This is a genomic window from Streptomyces sp. NPDC038707 (assembly GCF_040636485.1).
Classification (GTDB): Bacteria; Actinomycetota; Actinomycetes; order Streptomycetales; family Streptomycetaceae; genus Streptomyces.
In genome coordinates this window covers 38,255-60,373 of record NZ_JBEZUP010000028.1, presented here as the reverse complement: position 1 = coordinate 60,373, position 22,119 = coordinate 38,255, and the positions used below count along the sequence as shown (strand labels likewise).

The following is a 22,119-nucleotide window of genomic DNA, read 5'->3' as shown; positions in this document are numbered from 1 at the left end:
TCACTGCTCCTGGGGGCGCTGGGTCTGCCGGGTAGGGGGGAAGTCTGCGGTGTCGGTGGTGCGCACGGCCAGCGACCGGTCCGGATTGAGCCGTACGACGATGTGGCGCCGCCAGTGGGTGTCGTCGCGGTCGGCGCGGTCCTCGCGCCAGTGGCAGCCGCGGGTCTCCTCGCGCAGCCGGGCGGCGGCGACCAGGACCCGGGCCACGCACAGGAGGTTGGTGGCCTCCCAGGTGTCCACGCCGGGCTCGGCGGTCTTGCCGTTCTCCTCCAGCGCCTCCCGGGCCTCGGCGTGCAGCCGCTGGAGCCGGCCGGCGGCCCGGGCGAGGGACTCCTCGGAGCGCAGCACGCCCGCGCCCTCGGTCATGATCCGCTGGATGGCGAACCGGGTCTCGGCGGCGAGCAGCGGGTGGGCCGGCTGGTCCGGCTGCGGGACGGGCGCGGGCACGCGCGCGTGGAGGCCGCCTCCCGCCCGCTCGGCGGCGATGTCGGCGGCGATGCGCTCGGCGTAGACGAGCCCTTCGAGCAGGGAGTTGGAGGCGAGCCGGTTGGCGCCGTGCACACCGGTGCACGCCACCTCGCCGCACGCGTACAGGCCGGGCACGGTGGTGCGGCCGTGGGCGTCGGTGCGCACGCCCCCGGAGGCGTAGTGGGCGGCCGGGGCGACCGGGACGGGCTCGGTGACCGGGTCGATGCCGTGCGCGCGGCAGGCGGCCAGGATGGTCGGGAAGCGCTGCTCCCACATCTCGGCGCCGAAGTGCCGGGCGTCCAGGAACATGTGCTCGGCGCCCTGCTCCAGCATCCGCCGCAGGATGCCCTTGGCGACGATGTCCCGGGGCGCCAGCTCGGCCAGCTCGTGCCGGCCCACCATGAAGCGCACGCCGTCGCCGTCGACCAGGTGGGCGCCCTCGCCGCGCACCGCCTCGGAGACCAGCGGCTGCTGGCCCTCGGCGTCCGCGCCGAGGAACAGCACGGTCGGGTGGAACTGCACGAACTCCAGGTCGGAGACCTCGGCGCCCGCGCGCAGCGCCAGCGCCACGCCGTCGCCGGTCGACACCGACGGGTTGGTGGTCGCGGAGTACACCTGGCCCATGCCGCCGGTCGCGAGGACCACCGCGGGGGCGTGCACGGCGCCCACGCCGTCGTGCTGGCCCTCGCCCATCACGTGCAGGGTGACCCCGGCCGTACGGCCGTCGGCGTCCGTCAGCAGGTCCAGGACCAGCGCGTTCTCGATGGTGTGCAGCCCGCGCGCGCGGACCGCCGCCACGAGCGCGCGGGAGACCTCCGCGCCGGTCGCGTCGCCGCCGGCGTGCGCGATGCGGCGCCGGTGGTGGCCGCCCTCGCGGGTGAGGTGGATGCCGCCCTCGTCGTCGGTGTCGAAGTGGGCGCCGGTGGAGATCAGCCGGCGGACCGCGTCGGGGCCCTCGGTGACGAGGGTCCGTACGGCCTCCTCGTCGCACAGGCCCGCCCCGGCCACCAGGGTGTCCTCGAGGTGCTGTCCGGGGGTGTCGCCCTCGCCGAGGGCGGCGGCGATGCCGCCCTGCGCCCAGCGCGTGGAGCCGTCGTCCAGCCGGGCCTTGGTGACCACGACGGTGGTGAGTCCGGCGGCCTGGCAGCGCAGGGCCGCGGTCAGGCCGGCCACCCCGGAGCCGACGACGACCACGTCCGCGGAGATGGCCCAGCCGGGGGCGGGCGCGTGCAGTCGTATGCCTGTGCTGGTCACGAGGCGGCTCCGAAGGTGAGGGGGATGTTGTCGATCAGCCGGGTCGCGCCGACCCGGGCGGCGACGGCGAGGACGGCCTCGCCGGTGAAGTCGTCACCGATCTCGCCGAAGTCGGCGGGGTCGACCAGCGCCAGGTAGTCCAGCCGCAGCGGCGGGTCGAGGCGGGCGGCCTCGTCCAGGACCTGGCGGGCGGCGGCGCGCACGGCCGCCGGGCCGCCGGGCGCGGCGGTGGCCACGGCGTGCGCGTCGGCCGCCGCGCGGGACTCGCCTATGGCGCTCAGCGCCTCGGCACGCGCGTGCGTGGAGGGCACTTCCCGGGCCCGCGCGCGCAGCGCCTCCTGGGCCGCGTGCCGGTCCCGGCCGGCGAACAGCGCGCGGGACAGCGCGAGCGCGGTCCGGCGCTCGTCCGGCGACAGGTAGCGGTTGCGGCTGGACAGGGCGAGCCCGTCCTCCTCGCGCACGGTCGGCACGGCGACGATCTCGACACCGAAGTTGAGGTCCCGCACCATGCGCCGGATCAGGGCCAGCTGCTGGGCGTCCTTCTGCCCGTACAGGGCGACGTCGGGGCGGGTGAGGTGCAGCAGCTTGGCGACGACGGTGAGCATGCCGTCGAAGTGGCCGGGCCGCGAGGCACCCTCCAGGCGCGCGCCCATGGGGCCGGCCGACACGCGCACCTGGGGCTCGCCGCCGGGGTACACCTCGTCCACGGAGGGCGCGAACACGGCGTCCGCGCCCGCCCGCCCGGCGAGTTCCAGGTCGGCGTCCAGGGTGCGCGGGTAGCGGTCCAGGTCCTCGCCGGCGCCGAACTGGAGCGGGTTGACGAAGACCGTGACGACGACCTCGCCGTCCGGGCCCGCGATCTCGCGGGCGGAGCGGATGAGGGTCGCGTGGCCCTCGTGCAGGGCGCCCATGGTCATCACGACGGCGCGGCGGCCGTGGCGCACGCGCGCGTGCAGCTCGTCGGCGGTGCTCAGCAGGGCGGTGGTCATCGGTCGTTCCCCTCGGTGCCGGTCGTGCCGTCGTCTCCCTGGTCCGGGTGGCCCCCGTCGGCGAGTACCCCCAGGAGGTCCTCGGCGAGTTCCGGCTTCAGCAGGCCGGCCGCCAGCGCGCGGTCGGCGGTCGCGCGGGCCATCGCGAGGTAGCCGGCCACGGTCTGCGGGGCGTGCCTGCGCAGTTCGGTGATGTGTGCGGCGACCGTGCCGGCGTCCCCGCGGGCGACCGGGCCGGTCAGGGCGGTGTCACCGGAGCGCAGCGCGTTGTCCAGGGCGGCGCCGAGCAGCGGGCCGAGCATCCGGTCGGGCGCGCCGACGCCGGCCGTGCGCAGCAGTTCCATGGCCTGGGCGACGAGGGTCACCAGGTGGTTGGAGCCGAGGGCGAGGGCCGCGTGGTAGAGCGGGCGGTTCTCCTCGCTGATCCACTCCGGTTCGCCGCCCATCTCGATCACCAGGGCCTCGGCGGCCAGCCGCAGTTCCTCGGGCGCGGTGACGCCGAAGGAGCAGCCCGCGAGGCGCTGCACGTCCACGGGGGTGCCGGTGAAGGTCATCGCCGGGTGCAGGGCCAGCGGCAGCGCGCCCGCGCGCAGGGCGGGGTCGAGGACCTTCGCGCCGTACCGGCCGGAGGTGTGCACCAGCAGCTGGCCCGGCCGCACCGCGCCGGTCCCGGCGAGGCCGGCGACCAGGCCGGGCAGGGCGTCGTCGGGGACGGTGAGCAGCACCAGGTCGGCGCGCTGGAGCACCTCGGCGGGCGGCACCAGCGGGACGTCCGGGAGCATGGCCCCGGCGCGCCTGCGGGAGGCGTCGGAGACTCCGGAGACGGCCACCGGGCGGTGCCCGGCGAGCTGGAGGGACGCGGCCAGCGCGGGGCCCACGCGGCCGGCGCCGACGACACCGACGGTGAGCCGCGCGGGGCGGTCCTTGAGGTCTGGCTGGTGGACTGTACTCACGCGACGGCGGCCTTCCCGTTCCAGTCCGCTCTGGGTACCGGACGATTTCTCGTCATGTTAACGCTATCGGGTGGGCCGACGGCCGGTTGTCCACAGGCTGTGGGTTTGTCCACACCCCCGCGCGAAAAACCGACGGCCCGCGCGCGGGGGGAACGGCATGATCCGTCCATGACTGATGCGGCGGTACCGGACGGACACGAGGACGACGACCTGCGGGCGGGCGTTGAGCCCCCTGCGGCGGAGCGGATGCGGGAGCGGCGGCGGGCCGCCTTCGCGAAGGCGGAACGGGTGCTGTGGCGGCCGGGCTTCCGGCGCACGGTGCGCGAGCGGCTGGCGTTCCTGGACGCGGCGTCCGAGGTGTACGACCTGGACCGGTACGCGGACGTCTACGGCGACGGGATCGTGGAGGACCTGGAGAAGCGGGTCGCGGCCCTGCTCGGCACGGAGGCCGCCGCGTTCTTCCCGACCGGCACGATGGCCCAGCAGGTGGCCCTGCGCTGCTGGGCGGGCCGCACCGGCAGTCCCACCGTGGCCCTGCACGCCCTGGCCCACCCCGAGGTGCACGAACGGCATGCGTTCAGCCAGGTCAGCGGGTTGCGTCCGGTACGGGTGACCGGTGAGCCCCGGCTGCCCACGGCGGCCGAGATACGCGACTTCCCCGAGCCCTTCGGGACGCTGATGCTGGAGCTGCCCCTCCGGGACGCCGGTTTCGTGCTGCCCGCCTGGGAGGAGCTGACCGAGGTCGTCGAGGCCGCGCGGGAGCGGGACGCGGTGGTGCACTTCGACGGCGCGCGCCTGTGGGAGAGCACGGTCCGCTTCGGCCGGTCCCTGGCGGAGATCGCGGGCCTCGCCGACAGCGTCTACGTGTCGTTCTACAAGTCCCTCGACGGCTTCGGCGGGGCCGCGCTGGCCGGCCCGGGGACGCTGGTTGAGGAGGCCAGGACCTGGCGGCACCGGTACGGCGGGGCCGTCTTCCAGCAGTTCCCCACCGTGCTGTCCGCACTCGTCGGACTGGAGCGCGAGCTGCCCCGGCTGCCGGAGTACGTGCGGCACGCCCGCGTGGTCGCCGCCGCGCTGCGCGAGGGCCTGGCGGCGGCCGGGGTGCCGTGGGCGCGCGTGCACCCCGAGGAGCCGCACACCCACGAGTTCCGGGTCTGGCTGCCGTACGACGCCGGCGTCCTGATGGAGGCGGCCGTGTCCCAGGCCGAGGAGACGGGCACGTTCCTCTTCTCCGAAGCCTGGGACCGGGGCGGGCCGGGGCTGGCCTTCACCGAGGTCTCGGTGCGCTCTCAGGGCCTGGAGTGGACGGCGGACGACGTGCGGACGGCCGTCGCCGACTTCGCGCGGCGGCTCCCCGGCGCGTGACCGGCGCCCGCCCCGCGCCCGTCCACACGGCCCGCACGCCGTGGGCTACGGCGTCACAGCGCTCTCGGGTCCAGCCACCGGCGCAGGGCGTACCGCAGCCGGCCGTGGGCCGGGCGCTCGGCGACGACGGCGCTGAAGGGCCGGTGGTCCCTCACCGCGCGCAGCGCGTCCAGGTCGTGCCGGCCCGGCGCGGGCGGTTCCGGCTCGCCGTGCAGACGGGCGCGGTAGCTGTCGAGGAGGTACTGCTGGGTGATGCTCATGGCGGACCGCCTTGTCGGGACGTGGCTGATCGGGTGACTGATCGGGCTCCGCGGCTGCCCCGGTGCCTCAAGCCTGCTGGCCCGCCGCCCGGTTGTCCCGTCGATTGACGGCTGACGTCAAACGACGGGGGCCGCTGTCAGTGGCCGGGTGCACGATGGGGGCATGAGCGTGACCATCGACATCACCGGACTGCCCGTGGAGCGGGTCGCCGTCGTGCCGTCCCCGCTGGCGGAGCTGGGGATGGCGCTGCACGCGCTGAGCGAGCCCGGCCACCATCCCGACCTGCGGGGCTGGGCGACCGCCGTCTCCTCCCGGCTGGAGCCCTGCCTGGCCGACCGGCTGTGCGAGGCGGACTTCCTGTGGCGTTCGACGTTCTCGGACGTCTTCGCCCCGTTCGCCGGCATCCCGGGCGGGCGCGCGCTGCCCGGGGCCACGCTCGCCGAGGAGCTGGACCTGCTGGACAAGCTGACGGACGCCCAGTTCGTCAACGCGGCCCTGGAGTTCACCTGCCAGCTGCGCTACGACGTCCAGGAGGACGGCCCGCTGGACGATCCGGAGCTGCGCCGGCGCTCCCTGGAACTGGCCGCCGCGCGCGGGGCCGTCCAGGAGCGGTTCACGCGCCGCCTGCTGACGGACCCGCCGGCCGTGCGCGCGTGGTTCCGGCAGCTGATGCTCGACTGCGACGACGCGTTCTTCGCCGACACCTGGGCCCGGATCCAGCCCCAGCTGGCCGCCGACGCCCGGCACAAGACCGAACTGCTGCGCCGCAAGGGCCTCGGGGAAGCCCTCGCCGCCCTGTCCGGGGCGGTGTCGCTGGACGAGGAGGGCCGGGTGATCACGGTCGACAAGCTGGTGACGGGCCGCACCGCCACCGGCGACGGCGGCCTGGTGCTGGTGCCGACCAGCCTCGGCTGGCCGCACGTGATGGTCCTGCACCGGTACGGCTGGCAGCCGACGATCACCTATCCGGCGAGCGGTCCCCGGCCGCAGGCCCCGTCCGTGGAGCAGCTCACGCGCCGGCTGGACGCGCTGGCGCACCCGGTGCGGATGCGGCTGTGCCGGCACCTCGCGCGCGCCCCGCACACCACCAGCGAACTGGCCGACGCGCACGGCATGACCGCGCCCGAGATATCCCGGCACCTGTCGGTGCTGAAGAAGGCCGGCCTGATCACCGACTGCCGGCGCGGCCGGTACGTGCAGCACCAGCTGGACCTGACCGCGGTGGCCCGGCTGGGCAGCGACTTCATCGAGGGCGTCCTGCGCTGAGCACCGCCCCGGAGCCGGCCGGTGAGGTCAGCCGTGGCCGCCCGCGCGGACGAGCCCCGTCTCGTACGCGAGGACGACCACCTGCACCCGGTCCCTGAGGCCGAGCTTGGTCAGGATGCGGCCCACGTGGGTCTTCACCGTCGCCTCGCTCAGCACCAGCCGGGCCGCGATCTCGCCGTTGGACAGGCCCTGCGCGACCAGCACCATCACCTCGCGCTCGCGCTCCGTGAGCCGTTCCAGCTCCTTGTGCCGGGGCTCGTTGCCGGTGGCGGGCAGCATCGGCGCGAAGCGGTCCAGCAGCCGCCGGGTGGTGGAGGGCGCGACGACCGCGTCGCCGCTGTGCACCGCGCGGATCGCGGCCAGCAGGTCGCCGGGCGGCACGTCCTTGAGCATGAAGCCGGAGGCACCCGCCTTCAGCCCGGAGAAGGCGTACTCGTCCAGGTCGAACGTGGTCAGGATGAGCACCTTCGGCGCGTCGGGCTCCGAGCAGATCCGCCGGGTGGCCTCCACGCCGTCCAGCTTCGGCATCCGGACGTCCATGAGGATGACGTCGACGGCGGTGGACCGCACCACCTGAAGGGCCTCCACGCCGTCACCCGCCTCCGCGACGACCTCCATGTCCGGCTGGGCGGCGAGCACCATCCGGAACCCGGTGCGCAGCAGCACCTGGTCGTCGACGAGCATCACGCGGATCGTCATGGGTCCTCTTCCGTGTCTTTCGGTTGCCGTCTTTGTGGTGCGGTGGGGCGCGCGGGAGCGCGCGACGGGGTCAGTGCGCCGGCTTGAGCGGCAGCAGGGCGCTGATGCGGAATCCTCCGCCGGGGCGCGGCCCCGCGTCCAGCGTGCCGCCGACCATGCCGACGCGCTCGCGCATGCCGATCAGGCCGTGCCCCCGGCCGTCGGCGCCGCCCTCCTCGTACAGCTCGTGCGGGGCACCCTTGCCGTCGTCCTCGACCAGCAGGCCCAGGCCGTCGTCGAAGTAGACCAGCCGTACGCTCGCGCCCGCCCCCGGGCCGCCGTGCTTGCGCGTGTTGGTGAGCGCCTCCTGCACGATCCGGTACGCGGTCAGCTCCACCCCGCTGGGCAGCGGCCGCGGGGTGCCCTCCACCTTGAAGTCGACCGGCAAGCCGGAGCTGCGGCACTGCTCGACGAGGTCGTCGATCTGCTCGACGTCGGGCTGCGGGACGTACTCCCCGGTCTCCTGGTGCTCGCCGGTGCGCAGCACGCCCAGCAGGCGGCGCATCTCGGCGAGGGCCTGCCGGCCGGTGGAGGAGATCGTCTCCAGGGCCTTCCTGGCCTGGTCGGGCGCGGTGTCCAGCACGTAGTTGGCGCCGTCGGCCTGCACCACCATCACGGACACGTTGTGCGCCACCACGTCGTGCAGCTCGCGGGCGATACGGGCGCGCTCGGCGGCGACCGCGACCTTCGCCTGTGCCTCGCGCTCCTTCTCCAGGCGGGCCGCGCGCTCCTCCAGCTGGGCGAAGTAGGCCCGCCGGGTGCGCATGGAGTCACCGAGCACCCAGGCGAGGGCGAAGGGCACCGTCTGGAACACGGCGATGGCGACCTGCCCGGCGAAACTGGCCTGCTCCTGCGGCCAGCGGATCTGCGCCAGGGTCGCCGCGCAGAGGCTGACGGACAGGGCGAGCCGGGAGGACCAGCGGGCGCCGACCGCCGCGACCGTGTAGGTGATCACCAGCATGGCGAAGTCGGCGACGGTCGTCTCGACGTCCAGGACCAGCTGGGCCAGCCCGGTCCCCAGGGCGACCAGCAGCATCGGCTCCGGGAAACGGCGGCGCAGCGCCACGACCACGCACAGGACGGCGGAGACGGCGATACCGGCGGGCAGCGACCCGTGGTGGTGCGGCGAGCCGTCGAAACTGACCTCGCTCATCCCGGACATCCCGAACAGGACGACGGCCCAGAAGGTGTCGACCCAGATCGGGTGGCGGCGGAGGAAGTCATAGAGGCGCTGCACGTAACCCAGCGTAGGGAAACCGGGTGCGTGCGGGGGTCAACCGGAGGGCCGATCCGCGCCCGGCGCGCGTACTCCGCAAGGTGGATGTCGTGCTCATCTGTGCGCCTAGGCTGGCCCCGTGACGGACGAGACGACGGCGGGGGAACGCCCCGGGGATCCCGGCCCGCGCGGCTGGCGCGCGGCGGCCGGGGCGGCGCTGTACGGGCCGGGCGGCTTCTACCGGCGCCCGGAGGGCCCGGCCGGTCACTTCCGCACCTCCGTGCACGCCTCCCCGCTGTTCGCGCGGGCCGTGGCCCGGCTGCTGTGCCGGGTCGACGCGGCGCTCGGCCGGCCCGCCGTGCTGGACTTCGTCGACCTGGGCGCCGGGCGCGGCGAGCTGACGCGCGGGGTGCTCGCCGCGCTGCCGGCCGGGGTGGCCGCGCGCACGCGCGCGTACGCCGTCGAGATCGCCGGCCGCCCGGCCGGCCTGGACGGACGGATCGACTGGCGGAGCGAGATCCCGGACACCGTCACCGGGCTGCTGTTCGCCAACGAGTGGCTGGACAACGTGCCCGTGGACGTCGTGGAGGCGGACGCGGCCGGCGTGCCCCGGCTGGTGCTCGTCGCGGAGGACGGCTCCGAGCGGCTCGGGGAGCCGGTGACGGGGGCGGCGGCCGACTGGCTCGCGCGCTGGTGGCCGCTGCCGGCCGAGGCGGGACTGCGGGCGGAGATCGGGCTGCCCCGGGACGAGGCCTGGGCGGCGGCCGTGGCCCGGGTGGCGCGGGGGCTCGCGGTGGCCGTGGACTACGCGCACACCCTGGACACACGCCCGCCCTTCGGGACGCTCACCGGCTTCCGGGAGGGCCGCGAGACGGCGCCCGTGCCGGACGGCTCGTGCGACATCACGGCACACGTCGCACTGGACGCGTGCGCGGCGGCACCGAACGCGGTGGCACCGCCGCGCACACCGTCGGCTCCGGCGCGGGCGCCCTCCGACCCGGCACAGGGAACTCCCGGGACAGCGCGCGAGCTGCCGAGTCCGCGCCTGCTCACACAGCGCGCCGCCCTGCACGCCCTGGACATCACCGGCGTACGCCCCCCGCTCGCGCTGGCCTCCACGGACCCCGCCGGCTACGTCCGCGCCCTCGCGAGCGCCGGGGAGGGCGCCGAACTCACGGCGGCGGGCGGCCTCGGCGACTTCGGCTGGCTGCTCCAGCCGGTCGGCGTCCCGGACCCCCTCGGGCCGGGCCCGCGGGCACCGTAGCGGGCCCGGCGCGGCCCGCGTGCCGACGGCCCGCTCGACGGCCTACTTGTCGATGTCGCCCACCACGAAGAACATCGAGCCCAGGATCGCGACCATGTCCGCCACCAGCGTCCCCGGCAGCAGCTCGGTCAGCGCCTGGATGTTGTTGTACGAGGCCGAGCGCAGCTTCAGCCGGTACGGGGTCTTCTCGCCCTTGCTGACCAGGTAGTAGCCGTTGATCCCGAGCGGGTTCTCGGTCCAGGCGTACGTGTGCCCCTCGGGGGCCTTCAGCACCTTCGGCAGCCGCTGGTTGATCGGCCCGGGCGGCAGCTCGCCGAGGCGGTCCAGACAGGCGTCGGCGAGGTCCAGGGCGTTGTGGGTCTGCTCCAGCAGCACCTCGAAGCGGGCGAGGCAGTCGCCCTCGGCGCGGGTCACCACCTTCAGGACGTCCTGGAGATCGCCGTAGGCCAGGTACGGCTCGTCGCGGCGCAGGTCGAAGTCGACGCCCGAGGCGCGTGCGATGGGCCCGCTCACGCCGTAGGCGTGCACCGCCTCGGGCGCGAGCACCCCCACGCCGCGCGTGCGCCCCCGGAAGATCTCGTTGCCCAGCACCAGGTCGTCGAAGACGTCCATGCGCGAGCGCACCGCGGCGACGGCCTCGCGCGCGCGTGCCGTCCAGCCCGCCGGCAGGTCCTCCTTGAGGCCGCCGACCCGGTTGAACATGTAGTGCATGCGCCCGCCGGAGACCTCCTCCATGACGTTCTGGAGCACCTCGCGCTCCCGGAACGCGTAGAACACCGGCGTGATCCCGCCCAGCTCCAGCGGGTAGGAGCCGAGGAACATCAGGTGGTTCAGCACCCGGTTCAGCTCGGCGAGCAGGGTGCGCGTCCACACCGCCCGCTCGGGGACCTCCATGCCGAGCATCCGCTCCACCGCGAGGACCACGCCCAGCTCGTTGGAGAACGCCGACAGCCAGTCGTGGCGGTTGGCGAGCACGATGATCTGCCGGTAGTCGCGCGCCTCGAACAGCTTCTCGGCGCCCCGGTGCATGTACCCGATCACCGGCTCCGCGCGGACGATGCGCTCGCCGTCCAGCACGAGTTTCAGCCGCAGCACGCCGTGCGTGGACGGGTGCTGCGGACCGATGTTGAGCACCATGTCGGTGCTCTCCGCCGCACCGCCGATGCCGACCGTGGTCTCCGTCGTAGGAGTCATGGGCCCAGTTTCCCCTACGTACGCTGGGCTCATGGAAACGGGGAGCCTGGACGGGACCGGAACGCCGGCGGACCAGCCGGTGTGGCGGCGGCTGGAGCCGGGGCTGCTGCGGGTGCGGCGGCTGCTGCTGACGGTGTGGGCGGGGGTGTTCGCGGTGGCGGCCGGCCTGCTGCCGGGGCTTTTCGCGGGCCCCGCGTGGGCGGCGTGCGCGCTGCTGCCGCCGGCGTGCGCCGCCGTGTGCTGGCGGCTGCTGGAGCGCAACTGGCGCTCCTGGCGCTACGCCGAGCGCGCCGACGACCTGCTGATCAGCCGCGGTGTCCTGTGGCGCGAGGAGACGGTGGTGCCGTACGGGCGGATGCAGCTGGTGGAGGTGACCTCGGGGCCCGTGGAGCGGCGTTTCGGGCTGGCCACCGTGCAGCTGCACACGGCCGCCGCCGCGACCGACGCGACCATCCCCGGCCTGGACCCGGCCGAGGCGGAACGGCTGCGCGACCGGCTCACCGAGCTGGGCGAGGCACGATCGGCGGGCCTGTGACGCCCCCGGAGCGGGCCGGGGGCGCGGACGGCGGCACACCGGAGCGCGCGGCCGACGCCGGGCGGCCGCCCGTCATCGAGCGCCGGCTGCACCCGGTCACGCCCCTGCGCCGGGCGTGGGCGCCGCTCGCCGTGCTGGCCGGCTGGGCGGTGCACGACCCGAACGGCGCGCAGGAGCAGCTCGCACGGCTCACGGACACCATGCTCCTGCTGGGGCTCGCGGTGCTGGTGCCGGCGGCCGGCCTCTACGGCTTCCTGACCTGGTGGTTCACGCACTACGCCGTCACCGACACCGAGCTGCGGATCCGCACCGGACTGCTGTTCCGGCGCACCGCGCACATCCGGCTGGAGCGGGTCCAGGCCGTGGACGTCTCCCGCCCGCTGCTCGCGCGCGTGGCGGGTGTCGCCAAGCTGCGCATCGGCGTCGTAGGCACCGACGACAAGGACGAACTGGCCTTCCTGGGCGAGCGCGAGGCGCGCGCCCTGCGTGCGGAACTGCTCGCGCGCGCCGCCGGTTTCGCTCCCGAGACGGCGCGTGCGGTCGGAGAGGCACCGGCGCACATCCTGCTGCGTGTGCCCCCGCGCGAGCTGGCGCGCTCCCTGGTGCTGACGGGCGCCACCTGGGGGTCGCTGTGCGCCGCGCTGGTCGTCCCGACCGTGCTGTGGCTCGTCACGGACAACCTGTGGACGGTCCTCGCCACCGCCCTGCCGCTGCTCGGCACGGCCGGGGCGAGCAGCGCGGGCCGGTTCGTCACCGAGTTCGACTGGACGGTGAGCGAGTCCCCGGACGGGCTGCGCATCGACCGCGGACTGCTGGACCGCGCCCACGAGACGGTGCCGCCCGGCCGGGTGCAGACCGTGCGGATCGTGGAACCGCTGCTGTGGCGGCGGCGCGGCTGGGTCCGGGTCGAACTCGATGTGGCCGGATCCGACAACTCGGTGCTGATACCGGTCGCCCCGCGACCGGTCGCCGAGTCGGTCCTCGCACGAGTGCTGCCCGGGGTGACGGTGCCGGCGGAGCTGTCGCGGGCGCCGGGCCGGGCCCGCTGGTGCGTGCCGGTGTGGTGGCGCGGGCACGGGCTCGCGGTCACCGGTCCGGTGTTCGCCGCCCGCAGCGGCCTGCTGTGCCGCCGGCTCTCGCTGGTCCCGCACGCCAAGGTGCAGAGCGTACGGCTCACCCAGGGGCCCTGGGAGCGCCGCTGGGGCCTCGCCGACGTCCATGTGGACACCGGGGCCGGCAAGACCGTCACAGCCCGGCTGCGCGACGCCGCGGAAGCCGCGCGGCTCCTCGCCGAGCAGGCGGAGAGGTCCCGTACGGGCCGCAGGGACGCCCCGCCGGACCGCTGGATGACGCCGGGCTGACCGGCACGGGATCCGGCCGGTACGCCGCGGGCCCGGCTCCCTCGGGGGAGGCCGGGCCCGTTCCGTGCTGCCGCATGTCGCTCAGGAGGCCGCGCTGCGCAGCCCCTGTACGTCGATCTGCTCGGTCTCGTCGTGCGCCGTCAGGTCGATGATCTGACCGGCCCCCCGGGACCGCTCGTCGGCGGGCTTGAACCCGGTCTCGGCCTCGGCCTTGTGCACGGCGAGCGCCTCGGGGCCCACGACGTCGGCCAGGTCCTCGTTCTGCACCGAGTCCAGCGCGGCCTTCGGGGCGCCCTTCTGCGTGCCGAAGAAGTCGAACCCGCCCTCGGTCACCGGCCGCCGCGCGGGCGCGGGCGGCACGACGGCCACGGCGGCGGGCACACCGGGGCTCCCGGCAGCCGGCCCCACGGGCACGGCCCCGGCCGCCGGCACGCCGTCCACGGCACCGTACGGCCGCTCCGCACCGCCCTGCGCCTGCGCAGTGGCGGGACGAGAGGCGCCGGCCGCCGGGGCGTGGGAGGCGGGACCGGCGACCTCGGGGGCCGCTCCGGGCACGGACCCGGCAGCCGACACCGACCCAGCAGCCGGAGCCGCGGCGGGCCCGGCAGCCGGAACCGAGCCGGGAACGATCGCGGACCCCGCAACCGGAGCGGATCCGGAAACCGAGGCGGCCCCCTGCGCGGGAGCCGGAACGGCAACGGCCCCAGGACCCTGAGCGGCCCCCGGCACGGAAGCGACCCCGGACCCAGCAGCCACAGCGGACCCCGAAGGCGGAGCAGCCCCCGCCGCAGAAGCGGCCCCGGGCCCGGCAACGGGAACCGAGCCGGATGCGGCACCCGGAGTCGACGCGGACGCGGGAGCAGCCCCCGGAGCAGACCCGGCGACCGGTGCCTCCTCGGGCCGGGATACGGGCCCGGTCTCGGTCTCGGTCTCGGTCTCGGAAGCGGGAGCGCTCCCCAGCGCCGGAGCGGACGCGTCGCCCTCCGGCCCGGAAGCGGACGCGTCGCCCCCCGGCCCGGAAACGGGCGCGTCGGCCGCGGACCCCGCGCCCTCGCCATCCGCCGGCCCGGAAACCCGCTCCGCGCCGGCCGTGGGCACCACCGCACCCGGCGTCCCCGCCACGGCTTCCGCCGGACCGGGCTCCCCCGCTCCGGACTGGACCGCACCAGGCGCCGCGCCCGCGAGTCCGACCGCACCCGGCGCGCCCGTCAAGGGCTCCGCCGCCCCGGTCCCGTCCGTCACCGACGTCCCCGCGCCGGGCTCATCCGCCTCGGTCCCGGCTTCCGTCGCCGCACCCGCCGGACCGGAGCCGCCCTCGGGCTCCGCCGGGGCCTCCCGTTCGAGGCGGGCCAGTGCCGTGAGGGCGCGGCGGTACAGGCGGGCGCCCTCGGAGGAGAACACCGCGGGGGCCGACGGCGCGGCCCCGGCCGGGCCGGAGGGCCCGGCGCCGCGGGCGGGCGGCAGGGCCGGGGCCGTCGGGCGGGCGGGTCCCGGGTCCGGTGCGGTCGCCTCGAGTTCCAGCAGCCGGCGCCCCTCCAGGGCGCTGGCCCGCTCGGTCTCGGCGGTGGCGTACCGGCGCAGCAGCGCGGCGTGCTCGTTGCGCAGTCCGGCCAGTTCGGCGCGCTTGGCGCGCAGCCGCTGCTCCAGCTTCGCGCGCAGCTCGCGGGACTCCTCGATGTCGGTCTCCAGTTCGGCGACCCGTTCCTCGAAGCGCCACTCGTCACCGGCACGCGCGCGCGTCAGCTCGGCGACCTGCCGGCCCGCCTGGACGTCCCAGCGGCGCATCACGAACGCGCCGAGGACCGAGGTCGCCGCCGCGGCGGCGGCCAGCGCGCGCAACACCGTGGCCTCGGAGAACACCCAAGGGGCCGACGCACAGACGACGGAGACGCCGGCGATCGCCGAGGGAGGCAACAGCCGGTGCAGAGGAGAGGAATGGCGGTGGCGTCCACGTGGCATGGCCAGAAACTTACCGCGCGTAGGTGGATCGTGGGCCCCGGGCCGTAAAAACACGGCCACACCGGGGACCTCACGATACGTCAGGGCACGCGGCTCAGTGATCGGTCAGCCGCCCGCTGATCCACTGGAGCGTCGGCGGTATCTCGCGCCGCCAGGTGTTGAAGTTGTGCCCGCCGCTGTCGAGGATGATCGACGAGATCCGGGTCTCGTCCGTGGCCTGCACCTGCTGGATGAACTTCATCGTGGCCTTGTAGTTGTGCTCCCCGACCCTGCTGCTGGTGACGAGCAGCGAGGTGTCCGGCGCGGGCTGGTGCCGCAGCAGCCAGAACAGGTCGGCGCGGTTGCGCAGCTTGGCGTCACCGTGGAAGAGGTCGCCGGTGGTGGGGTCGATCGGCGCCTTGTAGTACGGCGACAGGCCCGCGCCGGCCGCGTACACCCGCGGGTGGTGCATGGCGAGCTTGAGCGCGCAGTAGCCGCCGGTGGAGTCGCCGATGACGCCCCAGCCGCCCGGGTGCCCGCCGGCCCGGTAGTGGCCGCGCACGGCGTCCGGCAGGTCCTTGGCGAAGAACGTCTCCGCCTGCGGCCCGCCCGGCACGTCCACGCACTCGGTGTCCCGCGGCGGCGCCACGGTCGGCCGCAGCATCACCAGGATCATCGGCTGCACGCGCCCGTCCCTGGCCAGCCGCTGCGCGGTGCTCGGGTAGTCCAGCTTGTCCACCAGCGACCGCGCGGTGCCCGGGTAGCCGGTCAGCACGACGGCCGTCGGGAACGTGCGCGTGCGGTACCGCGGCTGGAAGTACTCCGGCGGCAGGTACACGTACGCCGGGGTCGCGATGTGCGTCGTACGGCCGACGATGTCCACCTTCTGGATCTGCCCGCCCAGCTCCGGCCGCGTGGCGCGCACGCCGGGCACCTCGGAGGTGGAGACCACCTGGAGCGGGCCGCCGCCGGCGCCGTGCTCCGAGTGGTCGACCACCACCCCCTGCCCGGTCTCCGTGCCGAACAGGTCGGCCCAGCTGGCGTAGAAGCCGAAGGCCTGGTTGGCGGCGAGGCCGACGGAGGCGAAGAGCGCCACCTGCGTGGCCAGCAGCAGGCCGACCCGCCCGCCGACGGACCGCCAGGTGAGCCGGGCCAGGCGCGGCCACAGCCACACCGTGCCGATGAACAGCACGGCGGCGACCGCTATCGCCAGCATCAGCACTATGTTGCTCGTGAGACCCATGGGCTGTTTCCTGCCTGCGCTTTCCGCCCGTGCCGTGCCCACGCCTGGTGCGCGCGCTCGCCCGGGGCTTTCCTTGGCCTTTGACCCGACTTTCCGGTGCGGAGTGAACCTCCCGCGCCCAGACACCGTCCTAGAGGGCGCAATGTCGCCGGATGCCCCGATCGGCACCGGAATCAAGGTCTCTCGCACAACTACGGGATGCGATGTCTGTCAGGATAGATGGGGAAATGTCGGGCGAGGTTCCGGGCCGGGCACGCCGGACTCGGCGCCTGCCGCGCGCTCCGCGCCCCGAGTCCGTTCCCGTTCTGGTCGGCCGGGCGGCCACGCTCGTGGGCCTCCTGGACATCGCCGCGGGTGTCTTCCCGCGCTTCCGGCACAGCCGTATGCACGCCCTGGCCGAGGTGCTGCCGGGCTCCTTCGGGCCGTTCGCGGCGGCGCTCTCGCTCAGCGCGGGTGTGCTGTTGCTGCTGCTCGCGCACGGGCTCAAGCGGCGCAAGCGCCGGGCCTGGCGGGCCGCGGTGGCGCTGCTCCCGGCGGGCGCGGCGGCCCAGTTCGCGTACCGGCACTCGCTCGTCGGCGCGGTCATCGCGGTCGCCCTGCTGGTGCCGCTGCTGCGCCACCGGGACCAGTTCGCCGCCCTGCCCGATCCGCGCAGCCGATGGCGCGCGCTCGCCAACTTCGTGCTCATGAGCGCCGGTTCGCTCCTCCTCGGGCTCGTCATCGTCAGCGTCCACCCGGGCCGGACGATCGGCGACCCGAGCCTGGCCGACCGGCTGACGCACGTCGTCTACGGGCTGTTCGGCTTCGAGGGCCCGGTCGACTACCAGGGCAACACCTCCTGGACGGTCGCCTTCTCCCTCGGCGCGCTCGGCTGGATCACCGCGGCCACCACCATCTACCTGGCCTTCCGCCCGGAGCACCCGGCCGCCCGCCTCACCGCGGAGGACGAGGAGAAGCTGCGCGCCCTGCTGGCCCGGCACGGCGGGCGCGACTCGCTCGGCCACTTCGCGCTGCGCCGCGACAAGGCGGTGGTGTTCTCGCCGAGCGGCAAGGCCGCGGTCACCTACCGGGTGGTGTCCGGGGTGATGCTCGCCAGCGGCGACCCCATCGGGGACGTCGAGGCCTGGCCGGGCGCCATCGAGCGCTTCATGGACGAGGCCCGGGCCCACTCCTGGACGCCCGCCGTCATGGGCTGTTCGGAGACCGGCGGCGAGGTGTGGACGCGGGAGACCGGCCTGGACGCCCTGGAACTGGGCGACGAGGCGGTGGTGGACGTGGCGGATTTCTCGCTCGCCGGACGCGCGATGCGCAATGTGCGCCAGATGGTCAAGCGCATCGAGCGGGCCGGCTACGAAACCCGGGTACGGCGCATCCGTGACCTCGGGGAGGCCGAGCTGGAGCGGATCCGCCGGGCGGCGGAGGACTGGCGCGGCACGGACACCGAGCGCGGCTTCTCCATGGCGCTCGGCCGCATCGGCGACCCGGCCGACGGCGACTGCCTGATCGCCACCGCGCACAAGCAGGACGAGGAGCCGGGCGAGTACGGCGACCTGAAGGCGATCCTGCACTTCGTGCCGTGGGGGACGGACGGCGTCTCGCTGGACCTGATGCGCCGCGACCGCGCCGCCGACCCGGGCATGAACGAGCTGCTGATCGTCGCCGCCCTCCAGGCCGCCCCCAAGTTCGGCATCACCCGGGTCTCGCTGAACTTCGCGATGTTCCGCTCCGCCCTCGCGCGCGGGGAGAAGATCGGCGCCGGTCCGGTGCTGCGCGCCTGGCGCGGGCTGCTGGTGTTCCTCTCGCGCTGGTTCCAGATCGAGTCGCTGTACAAGTTCAACGCCAAGTTCCAGCCCCGCTGGGAGCCGCGGTTCGTGGTCTACCGGGCCCCCGCCGACCTGCCCCGGATCGGCTTCGCCGCCATGCAGGCCGAGGGCTTCGTCGACCTCGCCGTGCCGCTGCCGCGCTTCCTGCGCCGGCGCCGCCCGGCCCCCGGCCGCCCGTGCGCGCACGTGGGCGAACGGGACGTCCGGGCGGTCTGAGGGCCGGCGGCCGTCCGGTGCGGCCCGCGGGGGGCCGCCGCGCGTTCCCGGCACCGGCCTGGGCCTACGCTGAACGTATGAACAGCATCAGCGGGCGCGGCCGGGTGGCCGGCCTTCCGGCATGGGACCGGTGCGCGGTCATGGGGGTCGTGAACGTGACCCCCGACTCCTTCTCCGACGGCGGCCGCTGGTTCGACACCACCGTCGCCGTCAAGCACGGCCTGGACCTGGTCGCCGAGGGCGCGGACCTGGTCGACGTGGGCGGCGAGTCCACCCGGCCCGGCGCCACCCGCGTGGACGAGGCCGAGGAGCTGCGCCGGGTCGTCCCCGTGGTGCGCGGCCTGGCCTCCGAGGGCGCCGTCGTCTCCGTCGACACCATGCGCGCCTCCGTCGCCGAACAGGCCCTCGCGGCCGGCGCCGTCCTCGTCAACGACGTCAGCGGCGGCCTGGCCGACCCCGCGATGATCCCGGTGGTGGCCGCCGCGGGCGCCCCCTTCGTCGTCATGCACTGGCGCGGCTTCCTCCAGGGCGGCAACGTCAAGGGCGTCTACGCGGACGTGGTCGGCGAGGTCGTCGGGGAACTGCACGCGCGCGTGGAGGCCGTGCTGGCCGGCGGCGTCGCCCCGGACCGCGTCGTCGTCGACCCGGGCCTGGGCTTCTCCAAGGAGGCCGAGCACGACCTGGCCCTGCTCGCCCACCTGGACCGGCTGCGCGCCCTCGGGCACCCGCTGCTGGTCGCCGCCTCCCGCAAGCGGTTCCTCGGCCGGGTGCTGGCCGGACCCGAGGGCCCGCCCCCGCCGGCCCGGGAGCGGGACGCGGCCACGGCCGCCGTCTCCGCGCTCGCCGCGCACGCCGGCGCGTGGGCGGTACGCGTCCACGAGGTGCGCGCCACGGCGGACGCGGTACGGGTCGCGCGGGCCGTGGAAGAGGCACGCGGCGCGGGTCACGCCCCCGGCGCGGACGGCGCGGACGGGGCGGAAGAAGCCCGGTGAGCGCCCCCCACACCGACGTCGAGCAGGTGGAAGCCGCCAACACCGCCTTCTACGAGGCACTGGAGCGCGGCGACTTCGACGAGGTCTCCGCGCTGTGGCTGACGCCCGCGGAACTGGGCGTGGACGAGACGTACCACGACCCCGCGGACACCGGCGTGATCTCCTGCGTGCACCCCGGCTGGCCGGTGCTGACCGGCCGCGGCGAGGTCCTGCGGTCGTACGCCCTGATCATGGCCAACACCGACTACATCCAGTTCTTCCTCACCGACGTGCACGTCTCCGTGACCGGCGACACCGCGCTGGTGACCTGCACGGAGAACATCCTCAGCGGCGGGCCCGCCCCGGAGGAGGGCGCGGAGCTGGGGCCGCTGCTCGGCCAGCTCGTCGTCGCCACGAACGTGTTCCGGCGCACCCCCTCGGGCTGGAAGCTGTGGTCGCACCACGCCTCCCCCGTCCTCGCCGAGAGCGCCGAGGACGACGACGACACCGCAGTGGACGGCGTGGATCCGGACGACGGTCCCCTCGCCTGACCGGCCGCCGGCCCCCGCGCCGGGCGGCGGACCGTCCGGCGGACGGGCAGGTGGCCGGAATCACCTACCCCCGGGTAGAAGCGGCTACCGGTCCGTGACAGTGCCGGGTCCCCCGGGGGAAACCCACGGTGAACCCTCCGGGTTCCGGCCCGGGCCCCGCCCCCGCGGCCGGGCTCTGTCGGTGCCCGCAGGTAGATTCGTCTGAGACCGGTGTGCCGCCCGCACGCGGTACGGGCCGGTCCTTCCCGACGATTGCAGGAGTGATTCGCGTGGATCGTGTCGCGCTGCGCGGCCTCAAGGCCCGTGGGCACCACGGCGTGTTCCCCAAGGAACGCGAGGAGGGCCAGACCTTCATCGTGGACCTCGTGCTCGGCCTGGACACCCGGCCGGCCGCGGCCGACGACGACCTGACGAAGACCGTGCACTACGGCATCGTGGCCGAGGAGGTCGTGGCCGTGGTCGAGGGGGAGCCGGTGGACCTCATCGAGACCCTCGCCGAACGGATCGCCCGGACCTGTCTGAAGCACGAAGCGGTCGAGGAGGTCGAGGTGTGCGTCCACAAACCGGACGCGCCGATCACCGTCCCCTTCGACGACGTGACCGTCACCATCACCCGGAGCCGAGTATGACCCGACCTTTCCGCCAGGGTCACAGCGACCCGACCGTCCAGCCGGTGCCCGCCTCGGTCGTCGAGCAGGTGGACGCCGCCGACACGACCCTGCACAACCCCCAGCGGGCCGTGATCTCCCTGGGCTCCAACCTCGGCAACCGCCTGGAGACCCTCCAGGGGGCCGTGGACGCCCTGGAGGACACCCCGGGCGTCCGCGTCAAGGCCGTCTCGCCGGTGTACGAGACCGAGCCGTGGGGCGTCGAGCCCGGCAGCCAGCCGTCGTACTTCAACGCGGTCGTCGTGCTGAAGACGACCCTGCCCCCGGCCTCCCTCCTGGAGCGGGCGCACGCCGTCGAGGAGGCCTTCAACCGCGTCCGCGACGAGCGCTGGGGCCCGCGCACGCTGGACGTCGACATCGTCGCCTACGCCGACGTCACCTCGGACGACCCGCGGCTCACCCTGCCCCATCCGCGCGCCCACGAGCGCGCCTTCGTGCTGGCGCCCTGGCACGACGTGGACCCCCAGGCCCAGCTCCCCGGCCGCGGCGCGGTGGCCGAACTGCTGACCGCGATCACCCGTGAGGGCGTGGCACACCGTGCGGACCTGGAACTCCGGCTGCCCGAGTAGTCGTTAAGGTCGAGACGGGTCAGCGGCCGAGACGGGCCGGGATCCGTAACGACCACCGTCCGGGAAGCGTCCGGGGGAACTGAAGGGACACCGTGAGAGAGCTGCGCATCAGGGTGCTGGCGGGCGTGTTCGTCGTGGCCGGCGTCCTGTCCTGGGCGGGCGCCCGCCTCTGGAACTCGACCGGGACCCTGCCGAGCGTCCCCCTGGCCGCCCCCGTGGTCCTCGCGCTGATCGCGGTGGTCCTGCTCGCGACGGCGCTCTCGCTGCGCGCCCGGCTGAGGGCGCAGCGCGAGCGCCGGCCCGGCGCCAAGGGCGTCGACCCGCTGATGGCCGCCCGGGCGGTCGTCTTCGGCCAGGCCAGCGCCCTGGTCGCGGCCCTCGTCGCCGGCATGTACGGCGGCACGGGCGTCTTCCTGCTGGAACTGCTGGACTTCCCGGCCCGCCGCGACCAGGCGATCTACGCCGGGTTCTCGGTCCTGGCCGGGGTCGGCGTGATAGCGGCCGCCCTGTTCCTGGAGCGGGTGTGCAGGCTCCCCGAGGACGACGACGAGAACCCTCCCGGGGCGCAGCCGGCGGCCTGACCGCCGGCCCCGGCCCGCCGGGTCAGCGCGCCATGATCAGGCTCATCGCCTCGTTGCGCGTGGCGACATCGCGCAGCTGACCGCGCACGGCGGACGTTATGGTCTTCGCGCCCGGCTTGCGGATACCGCGCATCGACATGCACATGTGCTCGCACTCGACGACGACGATGACGCCCCGCGGCTCCAGGATCTCCATCAGGGAGTCCGCGATCTGCGTGGTCAGACGCTCCTGCACCTGGGGCCGGCGGGCGTAGACGTCGACCAGGCGGGCCAGCTTGGACAGCCCGGTGATCTTGCCGCTCTCGGACGGGATGTAGCCGACGTGGGCGACGCCCCGGAACGGCACCAGGTGGTGCTCGCAGGTCGAGTACACCTCGATGTCCTTCACGAGGACCATCTCGTCGTGCCCGATGTCGAACGTCGTCGTCAGGACGTCCTCCGGCTGCTGCCACAGACCGGCGAAGATCTCCCGGTAGGCGCGCGCGACCCGGGCCGGCGTCTCCCTGAGCCCCTCGCGGTCCGGGTCCTCCCCCACCGCGAGCAGCAGCTCGCGCACGGCGTTCTCGGCGCGCTTCTCGTCGAACTCGCCGATGCGGCCCTCGCCGTCCAGCGTCACCGGGTCGGTCATCTGGTTCCTCGTTCCCGCGCCATGACGCGCGTCTGTCTCGCGTTCCGAAACTGCGGACATGCGAAAT

The 22,119-nt window shown here is 74.8% G+C and carries 21 protein-coding genes; 11 read left to right on the top strand and 10 right to left on the bottom strand.

Annotated features, from left to right (window positions below; all coding sequences use genetic code 11):
• Genes AB0E62_RS29815 through AB0E62_RS29805 form a run of 3 tightly spaced genes read right to left on the bottom strand, consistent with a single transcriptional unit; the run spans position 1 to position 3,664 of the window.
• Positions 1–1,722, bottom strand: a complete 1,722-nt coding sequence (locus AB0E62_RS29815; RefSeq protein WP_362200538.1) for an L-aspartate oxidase — start codon at positions 1,720–1,722, stop codon at positions 1–3.
• Entirely contained in the window at positions 1,719–2,711 is a 993-nt protein-coding gene (gene panC, locus AB0E62_RS29810; RefSeq protein WP_362200535.1) for a pantoate--beta-alanine ligase, read from the bottom strand. The genes AB0E62_RS29815 and panC overlap by 4 nt, the downstream gene beginning before the upstream one ends.
• Positions 2,708–3,664 (bottom strand): DUF2520 domain-containing protein, encoded by a 957-nt coding sequence (locus tag AB0E62_RS29805; RefSeq protein WP_362200533.1) that lies wholly within the window; start codon positions 3,662–3,664, stop codon positions 2,708–2,710. The genes panC and AB0E62_RS29805 overlap by 4 nt, the downstream gene beginning before the upstream one ends.
• 168 nt (positions 3,665–3,832) lie before the next feature.
• On the opposite strand from AB0E62_RS29805, the gene AB0E62_RS29800 reads away from it, so the two are divergent.
• Entirely contained in the window at positions 3,833–5,029 is a 1,197-nt protein-coding gene (locus tag AB0E62_RS29800) for a beta-eliminating lyase-related protein (RefSeq protein WP_362200530.1), read from the top strand.
• 53 nt (positions 5,030–5,082) lie between these two features.
• Here AB0E62_RS29800 and AB0E62_RS29795 read toward each other — a convergent pair whose 3' ends face one another.
• The gene (locus AB0E62_RS29795) at positions 5,083–5,289 is read right to left on the bottom strand and encodes a hypothetical protein (RefSeq protein ID WP_362200527.1); all 207 of its coding nucleotides are present in this window, start codon (positions 5,287–5,289) and stop codon (positions 5,083–5,085) included.
• Between the two features lie 163 nt (positions 5,290–5,452).
• Here AB0E62_RS29795 and AB0E62_RS29790 point away from each other — a divergent pair, with 163 nt between their 5' ends.
• A complete protein-coding gene (locus AB0E62_RS29790) occupies positions 5,453–6,556 on the top strand; it encodes a DUF5937 family protein (RefSeq protein ID WP_362200524.1) in 1,104 nt (367 codons plus the stop codon).
• A gap of 27 nt (positions 6,557–6,583) precedes the next feature.
• On the opposite strand, the gene AB0E62_RS29785 is transcribed toward AB0E62_RS29790, so the two are convergent.
• Positions 6,584–7,255, bottom strand: coding sequence for a response regulator transcription factor (locus AB0E62_RS29785; protein ID WP_362200521.1), 672 nt, complete (start codon positions 7,253–7,255; stop codon positions 6,584–6,586).
• 70 nt (positions 7,256–7,325) lie between these two features.
• Positions 7,326–8,531, bottom strand: a complete 1,206-nt coding sequence (locus AB0E62_RS29780; RefSeq protein ID WP_362200518.1) for a sensor histidine kinase — start codon at positions 8,529–8,531, stop codon at positions 7,326–7,328.
• A 118-nt stretch (positions 8,532–8,649) separates the two neighbouring features.
• Here AB0E62_RS29780 and AB0E62_RS29775 point away from each other — a divergent pair, with 118 nt between their 5' ends.
• Entirely contained in the window at positions 8,650–9,774 is a 1,125-nt protein-coding gene (locus AB0E62_RS29775; RefSeq protein ID WP_362200515.1) for an SAM-dependent methyltransferase, read from the top strand.
• Between the two features lie 42 nt (positions 9,775–9,816).
• On the opposite strand, the gene AB0E62_RS29770 is transcribed toward AB0E62_RS29775, so the two are convergent.
• Positions 9,817–10,968 carry an NADH-quinone oxidoreductase subunit D gene (locus tag AB0E62_RS29770; protein ID WP_362200512.1) on the bottom strand — a complete coding sequence of 384 codons (1,152 nt, stop codon included), beginning with the start codon at positions 10,966–10,968 and terminating at the stop codon, positions 9,817–9,819.
• Positions 10,969–10,999: 31 nt separating this feature from the next.
• On the opposite strand from AB0E62_RS29770, the gene AB0E62_RS29765 reads away from it, so the two are divergent.
• Together AB0E62_RS29765 and AB0E62_RS29760 are read left to right on the top strand one after the other, a co-directional pair.
• Positions 11,000–11,503 (top strand): PH domain-containing protein, encoded by a 504-nt coding sequence (locus tag AB0E62_RS29765; RefSeq protein ID WP_362200509.1) that lies wholly within the window; start codon positions 11,000–11,002, stop codon positions 11,501–11,503.
• A 74-nt stretch (positions 11,504–11,577) separates the two neighbouring features.
• The gene (locus AB0E62_RS29760; RefSeq protein ID WP_362200641.1) at positions 11,578–12,864 is read left to right on the top strand and encodes a PH domain-containing protein; all 1,287 of its coding nucleotides are present in this window, start codon (positions 11,578–11,580) and stop codon (positions 12,862–12,864) included.
• 81 nt (positions 12,865–12,945) lie between these two features.
• Here AB0E62_RS29760 and AB0E62_RS29755 read toward each other — a convergent pair whose 3' ends face one another.
• Positions 12,946–14,823 carry a hypothetical protein gene (locus tag AB0E62_RS29755; RefSeq protein WP_362200506.1) on the bottom strand — a complete coding sequence of 626 codons (1,878 nt, stop codon included), beginning with the start codon at positions 14,821–14,823 and terminating at the stop codon, positions 12,946–12,948.
• 94 nt (positions 14,824–14,917) lie between these two features.
• Entirely contained in the window at positions 14,918–16,045 is a 1,128-nt protein-coding gene (locus AB0E62_RS29750) for an alpha/beta hydrolase-fold protein (protein WP_362200503.1), read from the bottom strand.
• Positions 16,046–16,272: 227 nt separating this feature from the next.
• On the opposite strand from AB0E62_RS29750, the gene AB0E62_RS29745 reads away from it, so the two are divergent.
• The 6 genes from AB0E62_RS29745 (at position 16,273) to AB0E62_RS29720 (ending at position 21,424) form a co-directional block, all read left to right on the top strand.
• On the top strand, positions 16,273–18,084 hold the full coding sequence (locus AB0E62_RS29745) for a phosphatidylglycerol lysyltransferase domain-containing protein (RefSeq protein WP_362200500.1): 1,812 nt from the start codon (positions 16,273–16,275) through the stop codon (positions 18,082–18,084).
• Between the two features lie 77 nt (positions 18,085–18,161).
• Positions 18,162–19,076, top strand: coding sequence for a dihydropteroate synthase (gene folP, locus AB0E62_RS29740; RefSeq protein WP_362200497.1), 915 nt, complete (start codon positions 18,162–18,164; stop codon positions 19,074–19,076).
• Entirely contained in the window at positions 19,073–19,606 is a 534-nt protein-coding gene (locus tag AB0E62_RS29735) for a nuclear transport factor 2 family protein (RefSeq protein ID WP_362200494.1), read from the top strand. The genes folP and AB0E62_RS29735 overlap by 4 nt, the downstream gene beginning before the upstream one ends.
• 269 nt (positions 19,607–19,875) lie before the next feature.
• Positions 19,876–20,235 (top strand): dihydroneopterin aldolase, encoded by a 360-nt coding sequence (gene folB / locus AB0E62_RS29730; RefSeq protein WP_362200491.1) that lies wholly within the window; start codon positions 19,876–19,878, stop codon positions 20,233–20,235.
• Positions 20,232–20,843, top strand: a complete 612-nt coding sequence (folK, locus tag AB0E62_RS29725; protein WP_362200488.1) for a 2-amino-4-hydroxy-6-hydroxymethyldihydropteridine diphosphokinase — start codon at positions 20,232–20,234, stop codon at positions 20,841–20,843. Before folB ends, folK begins: the two co-directional genes overlap by 4 nt.
• Positions 20,844–20,935: 92 nt before the next feature.
• The gene (locus tag AB0E62_RS29720) at positions 20,936–21,424 is read left to right on the top strand and encodes a DUF3180 domain-containing protein (RefSeq protein ID WP_362200485.1); all 489 of its coding nucleotides are present in this window, start codon (positions 20,936–20,938) and stop codon (positions 21,422–21,424) included.
• 22 nt (positions 21,425–21,446) lie between these two features.
• On the opposite strand, the gene folE is transcribed toward AB0E62_RS29720, so the two are convergent.
• Complete coding sequence (gene folE, locus AB0E62_RS29715) at positions 21,447–22,052, bottom strand: GTP cyclohydrolase I FolE (protein WP_362200482.1); 606 nt, start codon at positions 22,050–22,052, stop codon at positions 21,447–21,449.
• Positions 22,053–22,119: the final 67 nt, after the last annotated feature.

Bases quoted from the DNA above. Each gene is read 5' to 3' on its own strand.
- panC (WP_362200535.1), bottom strand. From the start codon at position 2,711: ATGACCACCGCCCTGCTGAGCACCGCCGACGAGCTGCACGCGCGCGTG.
- AB0E62_RS29800 (WP_362200530.1), top strand. From the start codon at position 3,833: ATGACTGATGCGGCGGTACCGGACGGACACGAGGACGACGACCTGCGG.
- AB0E62_RS29795 (WP_362200527.1), bottom strand. From the start codon at position 5,289: ATGAGCATCACCCAGCAGTACCTCCTCGACAGCTACCGCGCCCGTCTG.
- AB0E62_RS29790 (WP_362200524.1), top strand. From the start codon at position 5,453: ATGAGCGTGACCATCGACATCACCGGACTGCCCGTGGAGCGGGTCGCC.
- AB0E62_RS29785 (WP_362200521.1), bottom strand. From the start codon at position 7,255: ATGACGATCCGCGTGATGCTCGTCGACGACCAGGTGCTGCTGCGCACC.
- AB0E62_RS29770 (WP_362200512.1), bottom strand. From the start codon at position 10,968: ATGACTCCTACGACGGAGACCACGGTCGGCATCGGCGGTGCGGCGGAG.
- AB0E62_RS29765 (WP_362200509.1), top strand. From the start codon at position 11,000: ATGGAAACGGGGAGCCTGGACGGGACCGGAACGCCGGCGGACCAGCCG.
- AB0E62_RS29755 (WP_362200506.1), bottom strand. From the start codon at position 14,823: ATGCCACGTGGACGCCACCGCCATTCCTCTCCTCTGCACCGGCTGTTG.
- AB0E62_RS29750 (WP_362200503.1), bottom strand. From the start codon at position 16,045: ATGGGTCTCACGAGCAACATAGTGCTGATGCTGGCGATAGCGGTCGCC.
- AB0E62_RS29745 (WP_362200500.1), top strand. From the start codon at position 16,273: ATGTCGGGCGAGGTTCCGGGCCGGGCACGCCGGACTCGGCGCCTGCCG.
- folP (WP_362200497.1), top strand. From the start codon at position 18,162: ATGAACAGCATCAGCGGGCGCGGCCGGGTGGCCGGCCTTCCGGCATGG.
- folK (WP_362200488.1), top strand. From the start codon at position 20,232: ATGACCCGACCTTTCCGCCAGGGTCACAGCGACCCGACCGTCCAGCCG.
- folE (WP_362200482.1), bottom strand. From the start codon at position 22,052: ATGACCGACCCGGTGACGCTGGACGGCGAGGGCCGCATCGGCGAGTTC.